Source organism: Clostridium sp. UBA6640, assembly GCF_002455975.1.
Taxonomy (GTDB): domain Bacteria; phylum Bacillota; class Clostridia; order Clostridiales; family Clostridiaceae; genus Clostridium_J.
In genome coordinates this window covers 43,487-56,863 of the sequence record NZ_DKLM01000154.1, presented here as the reverse complement: position 1 = coordinate 56,863, position 13,377 = coordinate 43,487, and the positions used below count along the sequence as shown (strand labels likewise).

At 29.2% G+C, this 13,377-nt stretch carries 13 protein-coding genes; 8 read left to right on the top strand and 5 right to left on the bottom strand.

What is annotated here, in order from left to right; genetic code table 11:
• Positions 1-234 precede the first annotated feature (234 nt).
• From fba to B2W91_RS17810, 3 genes are all read right to left on the bottom strand, one after another.
• The gene (gene fba / locus B2W91_RS17820; RefSeq protein WP_291583358.1) at positions 235-1,185 is read right to left on the bottom strand and encodes a class II fructose-1,6-bisphosphate aldolase; all 951 of its coding nucleotides are present in this window, start codon (positions 1,183-1,185) and stop codon (positions 235-237) included.
• Between the two features lie 134 nt (positions 1,186-1,319).
• The gene (locus B2W91_RS17815) at positions 1,320-1,700 is read right to left on the bottom strand and encodes a DUF4363 family protein (protein WP_291583356.1); all 381 of its coding nucleotides are present in this window, start codon (positions 1,698-1,700) and stop codon (positions 1,320-1,322) included.
• A 30-nt stretch (positions 1,701-1,730) separates the two neighbouring features.
• The gene (locus B2W91_RS17810) at positions 1,731-2,414 is read right to left on the bottom strand and encodes a DUF421 domain-containing protein (RefSeq protein WP_291583355.1); all 684 of its coding nucleotides are present in this window, start codon (positions 2,412-2,414) and stop codon (positions 1,731-1,733) included.
• Positions 2,415-2,532: 118 nt separating this feature from the next.
• On the opposite strand from B2W91_RS17810, the gene B2W91_RS17805 reads away from it, so the two are divergent.
• From B2W91_RS17805 to B2W91_RS17785, 5 genes are all read left to right on the top strand, one after another.
• Positions 2,533-4,191, top strand: coding sequence for a nucleoside kinase (locus B2W91_RS17805; protein WP_291583353.1), 1,659 nt, complete (start codon positions 2,533-2,535; stop codon positions 4,189-4,191).
• A gap of 191 nt (positions 4,192-4,382) precedes the next feature.
• On the top strand, positions 4,383-5,066 hold the full coding sequence (sdaAB, locus tag B2W91_RS17800; protein WP_291583351.1) for an L-serine ammonia-lyase, iron-sulfur-dependent subunit beta: 684 nt from the start codon (positions 4,383-4,385) through the stop codon (positions 5,064-5,066).
• Between the two features lie 3 nt (positions 5,067-5,069).
• Positions 5,070-5,957: an L-serine ammonia-lyase, iron-sulfur-dependent, subunit alpha gene (gene sdaAA / locus B2W91_RS17795; RefSeq protein ID WP_291583350.1), complete on the top strand. Its 888-nt coding sequence runs from the start codon at positions 5,070-5,072 to the stop codon at positions 5,955-5,957.
• A 363-nt stretch (positions 5,958-6,320) separates the two neighbouring features.
• Complete coding sequence (cax, locus tag B2W91_RS17790) at positions 6,321-7,409, top strand: calcium/proton exchanger (RefSeq protein WP_291583348.1); 1,089 nt, start codon at positions 6,321-6,323, stop codon at positions 7,407-7,409.
• Positions 7,410-7,476: 67 nt separating this feature from the next.
• Positions 7,477-7,806 (top strand): hypothetical protein, encoded by a 330-nt coding sequence (locus B2W91_RS17785; RefSeq protein ID WP_291583345.1) that lies wholly within the window; start codon positions 7,477-7,479, stop codon positions 7,804-7,806.
• Between the two features lie 133 nt (positions 7,807-7,939).
• Here B2W91_RS17785 and pssA read toward each other — a convergent pair whose 3' ends face one another.
• Positions 7,940-8,452 carry a CDP-diacylglycerol--serine O-phosphatidyltransferase gene (gene pssA / locus B2W91_RS17780; RefSeq protein WP_291583343.1) on the bottom strand — a complete coding sequence of 171 codons (513 nt, stop codon included), beginning with the start codon at positions 8,450-8,452 and terminating at the stop codon, positions 7,940-7,942.
• 224 nt (positions 8,453-8,676) lie between these two features.
• Here pssA and B2W91_RS17775 point away from each other — a divergent pair, with 224 nt between their 5' ends.
• The 3 genes from B2W91_RS17775 (at position 8,677) to B2W91_RS17765 (ending at position 11,105) form a co-directional block, all read left to right on the top strand.
• Positions 8,677-9,105 carry a CBS domain-containing protein gene (locus B2W91_RS17775; protein ID WP_291583342.1) on the top strand — a complete coding sequence of 143 codons (429 nt, stop codon included), beginning with the start codon at positions 8,677-8,679 and terminating at the stop codon, positions 9,103-9,105.
• A 367-nt stretch (positions 9,106-9,472) separates the two neighbouring features.
• Entirely contained in the window at positions 9,473-10,378 is a 906-nt protein-coding gene (locus B2W91_RS17770; protein ID WP_291583340.1) for a YegS/Rv2252/BmrU family lipid kinase, read from the top strand.
• Positions 10,379-10,433: 55 nt separating this feature from the next.
• Positions 10,434-11,105, top strand: a complete 672-nt coding sequence (locus B2W91_RS17765) for a hypothetical protein (protein ID WP_291583338.1) — start codon at positions 10,434-10,436, stop codon at positions 11,103-11,105.
• Between the two features lie 232 nt (positions 11,106-11,337).
• Here the strand turns inward: B2W91_RS17765 and B2W91_RS17760 are convergent, their stop codons facing one another.
• Positions 11,338-13,251: a YgiQ family radical SAM protein gene (locus B2W91_RS17760; protein WP_291583336.1), complete on the bottom strand. Its 1,914-nt coding sequence runs from the start codon at positions 13,249-13,251 to the stop codon at positions 11,338-11,340.
• Positions 13,252-13,377 lie beyond the last annotated feature (126 nt).

Here is a 13,377-nt window from a genome sequence, read left to right as displayed (position 1 = left end):
ATTATAATATATGATAAAGGAATGCTTTTAATGATTTAACTTATGGAATTATATAGGGATGCAATGTGAAAACTTAATATATACCCTGGAAAATAAATTTTCTATAAAAACAGCTTAAATCCTTAGAAATTAAGAATTAATAATGAAGAATGAAGAATTTAGGANNTAAAATCATGCATAAGTTAAATTTTAATGTGTACATTAAAAAAAGTGGCTACTATGAGCCACGTTTTTCTATTTATCCATAGAATTTTGACATCCTAAAACACTTGTTATCTTATCTTCAACTAGTGCTTGAATATTTTTTCTAGCTTCTCCAAGATATTTTCTTGGGTCGAACTCACTTGGTTTATCAGCCATAACCTTTCTTACTGTACCAGTCATAGCAAGTCTTATATCTGTATCCATATTAATTTTACAAACAGCCATTGATGAAGCTTTTCTTAATATTTCAGCAGGAACTCCTTTAGCACCTTTGATATCTCCACCATTTTCATTACACATAGCAACAAAATTTTGGTCTACAGCTGAAGCACCATGAAGAACTATTGGGAAGTTATGTATCCCATCTTCTTCTAATTTTTTTGTTATTGTTTCTAATCTATCAAAGTCTAATTTTGCTTCACCTTTAAATTTATAGGCACCGTGACTTGTTCCTATAGCAATAGCTAAGGAATCAACACCAGTTCTTTTTACAAAATCAACTGCTTGGTCTGGATCAGTATAAGTAGCTTCATGAGCAGCAACTTTAACTTCATCTTCAACTCCAGCAAGTTTTCCAAGTTCTGCTTCAACAACTACGCCTCTTTCATGAGCATATTCAACTACTTCCTTTGTAAGTCTAACATTCTCTTCATATTCATAATGAGAACCATCAAACATAACAGAAGTAAATCCAACATCTATACATTTTTTTACTACTTCTAAAGAGTCGCCATGATCTAAATGTAGAGCTATGTCTATTCCAGAGTCTTCTACTGCAGCATCAATCATTGCTTTTAAATAAGAAGGTCTCATATATTTCATAGCGCCTGAAGAAACTTGAAGAATAACAGCAGAATTTTGCGCTTTACATCCATCTACTATTCCTTGTATAATCTCCATGTTGTTGATATTGAAAGCACCAATAGCATAATTTCCTTTAAAGGCTTTATCAAACATTTCTTTAGTGGTAACAAGTGCCATAACAATTCACCTTTCCTTTCAGTGTAATCCTTATAATAATATAACTACCTTTATTATAATGTATGGTATTATTATTTTCCATATAATTTAGGATTATTTATAAATTTACAGAATAAATATACAGAGACTATGCATTACATTATGTTACGAAGAGTTATCTTTTGACTTTCTTTAATTCCTTCAATTAGAGACTTTACAAGATGAATTGAGGATAGTGAATGAGTTTTATCTTCTTCCTTAGTGTACTGAGTTAATTTTAAAGTCTCATTATATATAATATCTAATTCTTCATGATTTAAGAACAGTGTTACTGTAGACATATCTTTTTCATAACTAGTAAGTAATGCTACAGAATTTATATATGCATCATCCCATTGTTCAAAAGAAATTGATGATTCAGTTTCATAAGCAATTTCTAAAAGTTTGTCGCAGGTATTATTTATATATTTAGTAGAATAATAAAGCCCTACTAGCATGGCTAAAAAAAGCGCAAAAGGTAATATAACTTTTTTCATTTTTCTACCTCTTTCTACCACTTCATAAGTTTATTTTTTATTATTTTCTTTAAGCTGATAAAAGAATTTCTCATCATCATAAACTATTCCTATAAATACATCTTCGTAAGATTCGATATTGTTTTTTCTAAGTTGTTTCTTAACCCATTTCATATTCTTACCTACTTTTTCTAAGTTTTGCTTATTTATGCTGCCATCATTTATAATTATCATAGGCATAGGTTTTTCTTGTACACTTAGATTTAAGGTCTTTGGAGTTATAGGAGTATTTTCTTCTTTAGGCATTATAGATATGCTTCCATTAGTTTCTAATACAGCATAATGAATATCAGATAGGTTAAAGTATCCATTTAATCTTAGTTCTTCTAATAAGTCATCTAAGTTAAATCTTTGATTTCTAAGTTCCGTTAAGTCAACTTCGCCATCTTTAATTAATATGCTAGGCTCTCCGTTTAACAAAGTACGTGCTTTTTCACTTTTAAGCTGGATTATTGAAGTAATTATTTGAAGAATAACTAGTGTAGCTATAGGGACCATAGAACTAATAAGTGGCATTCTATTGTCTTCCATTGGAAGAGCGGCTAACTCTGAAATCATTAATGCAGTTACTAAATCAAAAGGTTCCAATTGTCCTAGTTGACGTTTACCCATAAGTCGCATTATTATTAATAAAAAACTATATAATATAATTGTTCTTATTACTAATATGAACATAATTTCACCTCCTAATAGTTTTAGTCTTCCAATTTTTTAATAAAATATTATTAAAATAAAGGATACAATTCATAGGAGGACAAATATAATAATATTAATCAATTTTTGAGGTGTTGAGATGAAAAAAATTAAATTACAATTTGAGAAAGATTATGTTATCGAAGTTAATAGTGGAGTTAGCTGCTACGAGGTTGTAAAAAACTATAATTTAGAAAAAGATGTACCAGTAGTACTTGCAAGAGTTAACGGAAAATTATGCGAATTATCTTCAATTATAGAAGAAGATTCCACATTTAACATTGTAGATATTAAAGATAAATTTGGAATGATGACTTATATTAGAACTCTTCAATTTGTTCTTATTAAGTCAACCTTAGAACTATTTAAAGATGCTCAAATTACTATTGGACATTCTTTAAGTAAAGGGTTATTTGGAGAGATTTATAAAAAATCTAAACTTGATATAGATGATATATATTTAATAAAAGAAAAAATGAAAGAAATTATAGAAAAAGATATTAAAATAAATAAGAAATGTTTTCAAAAGGGTGAAGCAATTGAAATCTTTAAAAACTATGGAATGAATGATAAGGTAAGACTTTTAAGTTCCATAGATTTAGAAAAAGTAAATCTATATGAATTAGATGGGCAATACGATTACTTTTATGGTCCAATGGCATATTCTACAGGTGTGTTAAAAATTTTTGATTTAATTTATTACGATCCAGGATATATTTTAAGATTTCCAACATCAGAAGAACCTTTTAAAATTCCTAAATTTGAAGAGCATAAAAAGCTTGCAAAAGTATTTTATGAAGCTGAAAAATGGGGGGGAACTATTAATATTGAAGATGTTGGAGCATTAAATAAAATTATTGATAATGGAGATATTGTTAATTTAATTAGAGTATCAGAAGCTCAGCAAGAAAAGAAAATTGCATATATTGCAGATAAAATAAGTGAAAATAAAAGTATAAATCTTGTGTTAGTTGCAGGGCCATCGTCCTCAGGCAAAACAACTTTTTCTAAGAGGCTAGGTATTCAGTTATCTGTTAATGGCTTAATACCTATACCCATTTCACTAGATGATTACTTTGTAGATAGGGAAGATACACCAATGGATGAGTTTGGCGAATATGATTTTGAATCTATATATGCTGTAGACCTGGAACTATTTAACAATCATCTGCAAATACTATTATCTGGTGGGGAAGTAGAGGTTCCTAACTATAATTTTAAAACAGGTAAAAGGGAATGGAATGGCCATAAAATGAAGCTTCCTAATAAGGGGATTTTAATTGTAGAAGGGATTCATGGACTTAATGAAATACTAACTTCTTCCATAATAAAAGATAGAAAATTTAAAATTTATATTAGCCCATTGACACAACTTAATTTAGATGACCATAATAGAATAGCAACCACTGATGTAAGGATGATAAGAAGAATTGTAAGGGATTTCCTCTCAAGAGGTTATAGAGTGGAAGATACCCTAAAAATGTGGCCTTCAATTAGACGTGGTGAAGAAAAAAATATTTTTGTATTTCAAGAAGACGCTGATGTTATGTTCAATTCTGCTTTAATCTATGAACTTGCTATACTTAAGAAGTATGCTTTAACAGAGCTTCATAAAGTACATCCAGACAGCACAGTTTATGATGAGGCAAGAAGGCTTATAAGTTTTTTAAACTTCTTTAAGGAAGTTGATAAGGAATTAGTACCTAGTAATTCACTTATGAGAGAATTTATAGGAGGTAGTTGCTTTTATCAATATTAGTAATAGAAATGATGCTAGGTTTATCCTAGCATATACTTTGAATTTTATAGTTCAAAATATTTTTAAGTTGAAGTTTGTTTTAAATTGATTAATTATTTTGAGTATAAGCACTTTACAAAATATTACAACAAAATTTTAAAGTAGGTAAATTTTTAAAATTTATTACTACAGAATTATGTAGGAGGAAATATATGAAGAATTACAGTGCTTTTGATATTTTAGGACCTATTATGATTGGTCCATCAAGTTCGCACACTGCAGGAGCAGCTAGATTAGCAAAAATAGCAGCCAAGATAGCAGGAGAGAAAATTGTTAAAGTAAAGTTTTTATTACATGGTTCTTTTGCAAAAACTTATAAAGGGCATGGAACGGATAGAGCACTAGTGGCGGGGGTTTTGGGAATGGACCCTATGGATGAAAGATTGAGAGATGCTATGGATATAGCAAGAGAAAAAGGATTAGATTTTTCTTTTGAGGAGGCAGATTTAGGTGACAATGTTCATCCAAATACAGTAAAATTTATTTTAACTACAAGTGAGGAACTAGAAGTTAATGTTGTTGGATCATCAATAGGTGGAGGAAACATAGAAATTTTTGAAGTTGATGGTCAAAGATTAAAATTTACAGGAGAATATCCGACACTTATCATAACTCATTTAGATACACCAGGAGTAATTTATAAAGCTACTACTGTACTTTATAAAGAAGACGTTAATATAGCCTCTATGAATGTATATAGAAAAGGTAAAGGCTCAGAAGCCTCAATGGTAGTTGAGATAGATAGTATTGTAAATGATGATATTATATATAAGCTAGAAAAAGTAGAAAATATAAAAACTGTAGATCAGATAGTACCACCGAAGGAGGGAGAATAGGTTATGTTTGTTAATAATGCAGTTGAACTAATAGAGATTTGTAAAAGAGAAAATATAAGTATAGCTGAGTATACAATAAGAGAAGAAATAGAGACAACTGGATTAACTCGTCAGAAAGTAATTGAAAAAATGAGAAAGAATCTAGAAGTTATAAAAAAATCTTCTAGAGAAGCTATGGAAAAAGAAGTTATCTCTGTAAGTGGGCTAATTGGTGGAGATGCCATTAAAATAAGAAAGTATTTAGAGAAGAATAAAGATAATACACTATGTGGAGAAACAATGATAACTGCTATGGCAAGAGCTCTTTCTACTTCAGAAGTAAATGCAGCTATGGGAAAGGTAGTTGCTGCACCTACTGCTGGAAGCTGTGGTATAATTCCAGGGGTTATAACAACAGCAGGAGATAAGCTCAATAAAACAGAAGAAGAGTTAATAATGGCATTATATACTGCAGCAGGAGTTGGAATTCTTATAGCTAAGAATGCTACACTATCAGGAGCAGAAGGCGGATGTCAGGCAGAATGTGGAAGTGCCGCTGCAATGGGAGCAGCAGCAGTAGTGGAAATGATGGGAGGAACTCCCGATGTGGCTTTTGACGCTGCAGCAATAGTAATTAAAAACGTAGAGGGATTGGTGTGTGATCCAATTGCTGGACTAGTTGAAATTCCTTGTGCGAAAAGAAATATAGCTGGTGCAGTTAGTGCATTAACTACAGCAGAATTAGTTATGGCAGGAGTTAAAAGTAAAATTCCTTTTGACGATTGCATAGCTGCAATGTATAAAGTTGGCCGTGAATTGCCAAGTTCTTTAAGAGAAACCGCTATGGGAGGTCTTGCAACAACTCCTTGTGGATTAAGATTGAGAGAACAAGTATTAAAAGAAAATAATTAGTTTATTACATAAGCCTGTTGGAGACAACAGGCTATTTTAATGCACAATGCACAGTTCACAATTCACAATTAAGGTAAAAATTATTTTTTAGGAAAAATAATTTCTTTGAAGAAATTTTTTGACTAGCAATATAATTGCTAGTTTTTTTAATATCTCATATTTGAGTATTGCAATAATATGTGGCGAACACTGTTCGTCGCTACAAAATCAATTTAAAATTTCTCAGCAGTCGCTGAGAAATATCCACAATTGTCAATTGTCAATCGTCAATTCTCAATTGTAAAATTGAGAATCAATTTTACAAGTCACCTTTTGTCAGTATTTGAATAAAGTAGAAATAGGAAAAAGTCTAAGGAGGATAAAATGGAAGCAAAACATGGGAAAACAATAAACATGGAAATATTTTTAAAATTTGTATTACCTATAATATTTTCTTTAATATTATTATTTATAAACACCTCCTCTAGTATTTTAAATTCTATACTTTATTCAATAGCAATGATTCCACTAGCAATGATGTTAGGAAACCAAACTTCGAATATGACCGAATATATAGGTGAGAAAAAAGGGGGATTATTAGCAGCTACAGTTGGAAATATACCTGAACTTATGATGGGATTATGGTCAATTAAATATGGAATGATAGAGATGGCTAAAGCAGGCCTTATGGGTGCTGTTATAACTAATATGCTTTTAGGACTTGGACTTGCTGTTTTTCTTGGAGGAATACAGTTTAAAGAACAAAAATTTAGTAAAATGATAGCTAGAACAAATTTTCATTTACTACTTTTAGCCATATCATCAATTATAATAATATCATCATTAAATAAATATGGAGTAATAAATAATTCTAAAATGGTATCAGTTAGTGTAATTGTCTCTTGTTTATTAGTTGGAATATATATATTGGGACTTGTATTCTCTTTATACACTCATAGAAACTTATTTGTAATTACTAAGGAAAGAGACAGTAGTGATTATAAAAAATTTGGAAAAGAAGCTTTTACGATATTGATTAGCATGGCTATAATTTCAACCTTATTATATTTTGTAAGTGAAAAATTAATCTTTAATGTGAATAATATAGTTAAAAATTATAATATTTCTCAAGAATTTATAGGAATCATATTGATTCCGCTTTTAGGTAGTTTTGGAGAGAATGCTACAAGTATAGTTTGTGCTGTAGATAATAAGATAGATTGTAGTCTTGAAACAGCAATAGGATCGAGTATACAAATAGCACTATTTGTAACTCCATTATTAATAATTTCTTCTGCGATTATGGGATTAAATATGACTCTAGTATTTTCTACTTTTCAAATTATAATGCTTATTATTGCTGTGGCTATGTCTTATTTTGTATTCCAAGATGGTAAAACTTATTGGCTCGAGGGTGGGGTACTAACTGTAACCTATCTAATAATAACAATAGCTTATTACTATATAGGTTAAAGTTAAGTGCATAAAAGTCTTTTAGAATTAATATATTAAATTATAATCAATAAATTATGGTGATAAAGTGGGACATAGAAGAGTAATTGAAACTTACTATAAAGATGTGAATAACTTAGTATTTTTATTAGAGAAACTAGTAGGATCATATAGATTATTAGTAGGGGGAGCGGATGAACTTAATAGAATAGCACTTGCTAAGAAAACTGATGTTAAGCATGCATTAAAAAGAGCAGATGATCTAGGTAAAATAATAGATGAGGTCATAGAGGCATTAGAGTGTGCAACTCGTGATTGTACTTGTTACACTAAGATAAAAACTAATGTAGTTAAGAATACACTTAGCCCTCAATATATCCAAGCGGAAATTGAGGAAGATTTAAAATTTAATGGATAGTTAGAGACAATTAGTCATTTATTGTTAAGAAATTAAGGACAAATATAAGAGAAATTTAAAAATGAAAATTCACAAACATTAGTGAGTTATATACTATAAATGGAAAAGTGGTAACGTTTAGTTACCACTTTTCTTATCTTTTTTTAATTTGTAGTTTACTAACCATAAGGTAAGAAAAAACTAACATAAGTATAACAGTCACAGTAATTCTAGGCTGCATGTTTTCTGTAAAGATGGCATATATAGCCATAATACTGCCTGCGATAGTTATAGGAATTCCTGTGAATACATTATTAAATTCTGAGCTATTATAGCGGGCTAATCTAAAAGCTCCAGCTACAGGGAATATTATAAGTGTACTATATCCAATAAATCCTAGATTTGATAATCTATAAAGGGTAAATATTAACATTGAAGGTGCAACACCGAAAGATACTAAGTCTGCTAGTGAGTCAAGTTCTTTACCAAGAGGACTTGAAACACCTAGAAGTCTTGCAACAGTACCATCATATCGATCGAATACACCTGCAAGAAGTATTAATGCAGCTGCTACTTTAAAATTTTGTTGCATTGTAAACTGAATTGATAAAACTCCACAAATTAAATTACCAAATGTAAGTGAATTTGGTATAGATGATTTTTGCATGATATCACCTCTCATCATCAACGAATTTCTATTAATATTGCTATAAATTTAGTATAAATAAAGTATAAAGACAATGATTATTATACTATAGTTTGATAATTAATATAAGAGTATTAAAAGCTTTCTTAATTAAATTATAATAATTTTATAAGTTTTCCCTAATAAAACATGAAAGTGTAAATATTCAGATTAATAAGTGGGTAAGATATGATAGAGGTGATATTATGAAAATTAATGACGTTATGACTAAAGAAATTGTAAAGGTAAACAGCAATGAACCAATAAATAAGGCTGCAAAAATGATGAAGGAACATGATATTGGTGCAGTTCCAGTTTATGATAATGACAAGGTAATAGGAATAATTACTGATAGGGATATTGTAGTTAGAGCAATAGCGGATGAAAAGAATTCGCAAAACACTACTATTAGAGAAGTAATGACATCCAATCCTGTATGCTTGAATAGTGATGAAGCTGTAACAGAAGCTGCTCGAGTTATGAGTGAAAGACAAATTAGAAGAATAATAGTAAAAGATAATGAAGAAGTAAAAGGAATAGTATCATTAGGAGATTTAGCAGTTGAAAGAATTCCAAAAGAGGAGATTGGTGAAACTTTAAAAGAAATATCTATTCCATGTAGTCCTTCTCTTTAAAAGACTTAGAACAATCAATAATCTTCTACTAAATTGAAATAAAGTAGGGTAGGAAGTATCCGAGCTAACGCCCATAGACATAGTAGGTTACGAGGGGGATGATGTGGGAAAGTCTAAGAGTAATCTTAGAAGTACGTAACTTTAGCCATGTGAGCTTCACATTTATCTTCACATCTAATGCAAAATATATGACTAGTTAGTATATTTTACATGGATAAAATATACTAATATCTTTGGAGTGTTGCTTTTTCAGAGACCTAATATAATAAATTATAAAGTATAAATTCATTGGAAATACCTTGTCTAAAAATACTATAGAGGTTACAATTATTAAATAATGTGTTATTTTTTAGTTAGGAGGAAAGTCATGAAAAAGGTTAAGTTTATATACAATCCTTATTCAGGTGAAAATGCAATTATAGATGATTTAGACAAGGTTATAAAAATACACCAAGAATATGGCTTTTTTGTAGAACCTTATAGGATAGAGAGAAATAAAAGTATAGAAGATGGATTTATAGGTATAGATGATAATTTTAAATATATATTAATTGCAGGTGGCGATGGTACTATTGATTCTGTAGTAAATCATATGAAAAAAAGAAATATAGACCTGCCAATAGCAGTGCTACCAGTAGGGACAGCCAATGATTTTGCAAAAAATATTATGGGAATGCCACAGGATATAGAGAAGGCGTTAAGACAAATATTAGAAAGTAAAGTTAAATACTTAGATTTAGGAAAAATAAATGATAAATATTTTGTAAATGTAGCAAGTACAGGTATTTTTACTGATGTATCTCAGAAAACTGATACTAGTATGAAGAATACAATGGGTAAATTAGCATATTATATTAAGGGTTTAGAACAAATTCCCAATATAAGAAAACTTAAAGTAAAAATAACTTCACCTAAGGTTAACTATGATGGACTTATGTATGCACTATTAGTTTTTAATGGCAAAACTGCAGGGAATATAAAATTAGCACAAAAATCTGAAGCTGATGATGGGCTTTTAGATGTAATTGTTATAAAAAGTGATGTAATAAAAAATGCTTTAAATAATCTATTTATAATGGCTACAAAAAGAGATATTTATGATATGGATGGAGTTCTATGTTTTAAAACAGATGAGTTAATTATTGAATGTGATGAAGATATAGCAACAGATATTGATGGAGAAAAAGGACCAGATTTCCCACTTTATATAAAATGTGAAAGAAGAGCAATTAAAGTATTAGGATATCTTAGAGAATGTAATTATTTATCATAATTAGTTAAAATAATAAATATATATTACTAAGAATAAGTGAAATGGAGACGATAACTTGGTAGGATATATTTATTTAGCATGTATATTGGGCATGATAATGCTAATCTATGAGGGAATTACTACGTCTATAAGTTATGCACCTGAAAAAATAAAGCATATAACAGTAATGGCTTTAATTTTAGTAGTATTAAGATATATTTCACTTTTGCTCCTATATTTGAATCAAAGACCACTATATATGTACTTATTAAAACCAATAATGTTTTTAGAAATAGTTTATTTACCAATAATAGGATTTATATGTATTTATATTTTCTCTAGAAATGATAAAATTAAACTTAACTATTTTTATTTTATAAGTACAATATTTTTAGTGATTTATTTATTTATAGCAGTAAAGGCACCAATAAAAACAACTTTATCGGAGCTATATGGATATACTATAATACTTGAAAAAGATTATAATATGTACTTAATATTGTGTATAATAAATACAATATATTTTGTTATGGGAATTAGAGCTTGTAGATATAAATATTCAAATAAATTAGGCTCATTATTGATACTAATATCTTCCTTGCTAACGCTTACTTCAGTACTTTTAACAGTGGTAAATGCGAAATTTTTTGGAGCAAAGCTAGTTGGTGAGATATTATGGGTAATAACTATGGTTTATGGACTAGAAAAATTTAGACAAAATTATAAAAAAGGAGTTTTCTCAAAATAATTTTTAAAATTATCTAGAAAACGGCTTGTTTTCTATTTAAATTAAAGAAAGCATTAAAATTTCATTGCTGATAGCAATGAAATTTTAATGCTTTTATTTTTTACGTAATAAAATAGAGATAACTTAAATATTTATTCTTTTAAGTTTGAGATATATTTTTTCTATTTTTATGTAATTATAACTCAATTTAAAATAATATTAATTAGTAATTCTAAAATTATCAAAGAAATTACTACAATTTTTTTGACCCTTTTGATGATTTTAAACCTTTTTTACTTTTATAGGATTCTTTACTAATATCTTGATTTTTCACTTTATTTTTTCCTTGATAACCTTGCTTTTTTATAGGTCTAGGAGCAATTAAGCAATTTGGTCCAAATCCAATTAAGTCACTTCTATTTGCTTTAATTAGTGCACTTTTAACCAAGGCGTGATTTTCAAGATTTTGAAACTGTAGAAGTGCTCTTTGCATACTTTTTTCTTTATGTTCTTTAGGTACATAAACTTCTTTTTCAGTTATAGGGTTTATACCAGTATAATATATAGTAGTTGAAAGACTTCCAGGAGTTGGATAGAAATCTTGTACTTGTTCTGGCATATGTCCCATAGTTTTAATATATTCTGCAAGTTCAATAGCTGCATTTATATCACTACCAGGATGGCTAGACATTAAATATGGAACAACAAATTGATTTTTTCCTAGCTTTTTATTTATGTCTGCATATTTCTTTTTAAAACTATCATAAACCTGTTTTTTAGGTTTACCCATTTGTGATAATACTTTATCACTTATATGTTCTGGAGCAACTTTAAGTTGTCCGCTGATATGATGTTCACAAAGCTCATGAAAAAATTTTGTATTTTTATCTTCCATTAGATAATCATAGCGTATACCAGAACGAATAAATACTTTTTTAATTTTAGGAAGAGCTCTTACTTTTTTTAAAAGACTTAAATATTCGCTATGATCTACAATTAAGTTTTTGCAAGGAGCAGGGAACATGCATTGTCTATCTTTACATACTCCATGTTTCAATTGTTTTTTACAAGCTCTATGTCTAAAATTAGCAGTAGGTCCACCAATATCATGAATATACCCTTTAAAATTATTATCCTCAGTTAAAAGTTTGGCTTCATTTATTATAGATTGCTGACTTCTATTTTGTATTACTCTTCCTTGATGATATGTTAGGGCGCAAAAAGAACAACTTCCAAAGCAACCTCTATGACTTGTAATTGAGAATTTAACTTCTTGTAATGCAGGAATTCCTCCCATAGGTTCATAAATTGGATGATAGGTTCTTGTATATGGAAGATTATAAACTCTATCCATTTCTTCTTCTGTCAGTGGGTGCTGAGGAGGGGTTTGTACCACGTATCTATCACCATAAGGTTCAATTAAAGTTTTTCCCCATATAGAATCCTGCTCTTTCGAATAGAGCTTATAGCTTTTAGCATAAGCTTTTTTATTCGTAGAAACTTCTTCAAAAGAAGGAAGTAGAATGTAGTCTTTAATACCCGAAATATCTTTAGTTATATAAGATGTTCCTCTTACATGATGCAATCTTTCTACAGAACTTCCATAACTTAAAAATTTAGCTACTTCTAATATAGGTCTTTCACCCATACCATATATTAATAAATCTGCTTTAGAGTCCATAAGAATACTTTTTCTAACCTTATCATCCCAATAGTCATAGTGACCAAATCTCCTAAGACTAGCCTCGATACCACCAATAATTATTGGAACATTTTTATAGGCTTCTCTTGCTCTATTACTATAAACAATAACTGCTCTATTTGGTCTATATCCTGATTTCCCGCCAGGAGAGTATAGATCATCACTTCTTCTTTTCTTAAAAGCAGTGTAATGATTAACCATAGAATCAATATTACCAGAGTTTATTAAAAAGCCATATTTGGGTTCGCCTAATTTTTTAAAATCATCAACACTGTTCCAATTAGGTTGAGCTATTATTCCAACAGTATATCCTTCACTTTCTAAAACCCTTCCTATAATGGCTGTACCAAAGGAAGGATGGTCTATGTAAGCATCACCAGTAATAATAATAAAGTCTAACTGTTCTATATTTCGTTTTTTCATATCTTCTTTATTTATAGGTAAAAATTCTGTATTTAATTTCATATAAAGTCCTCCATAGAGATAGTATAATCTATTAATAATCAAATTATCTTTTGTTAATAATTTATTATAAAATATTTTAATTTTAAGTAGAATTTAAAACATAGCCTAATATTAACACAAGTATTA

Excerpts from the sequence above, each read along its gene's own strand:
- B2W91_RS17770 (WP_291583340.1), top strand. The coding sequence starts at position 9,473 with ATGAAAAAGGTTAAGTTTATATACAATCCTTATTCAGGTGAAAATGCA.
- B2W91_RS17810 (WP_291583355.1), bottom strand. The coding sequence starts at position 2,414 with ATGTTCATATTAGTAATAAGAACAATTATATTATATAGTTTTTTATTA.
- fba (WP_291583358.1), bottom strand. The coding sequence starts at position 1,185 with ATGGCACTTGTTACCACTAAAGAAATGTTTGATAAAGCCTTTAAAGGA.
- sdaAA (WP_291583350.1), top strand. The coding sequence starts at position 5,070 with ATGTTTGTTAATAATGCAGTTGAACTAATAGAGATTTGTAAAAGAGAA.
- B2W91_RS17805 (WP_291583353.1), top strand. The coding sequence starts at position 2,533 with ATGAAAAAAATTAAATTACAATTTGAGAAAGATTATGTTATCGAAGTT.
- B2W91_RS17775 (WP_291583342.1), top strand. The coding sequence starts at position 8,677 with ATGAAAATTAATGACGTTATGACTAAAGAAATTGTAAAGGTAAACAGC.
- cax (WP_291583348.1), top strand. The coding sequence starts at position 6,321 with ATGGAAGCAAAACATGGGAAAACAATAAACATGGAAATATTTTTAAAA.
- B2W91_RS17815 (WP_291583356.1), bottom strand. The coding sequence starts at position 1,700 with ATGAAAAAAGTTATATTACCTTTTGCGCTTTTTTTAGCCATGCTAGTA.
- pssA (WP_291583343.1), bottom strand. The coding sequence starts at position 8,452 with ATGCAAAAATCATCTATACCAAATTCACTTACATTTGGTAATTTAATT.
- B2W91_RS17760 (WP_291583336.1), bottom strand. The coding sequence starts at position 13,251 with ATGAAATTAAATACAGAATTTTTACCTATAAATAAAGAAGATATGAAA.
- sdaAB (WP_291583351.1), top strand. The coding sequence starts at position 4,383 with ATGAAGAATTACAGTGCTTTTGATATTTTAGGACCTATTATGATTGGT.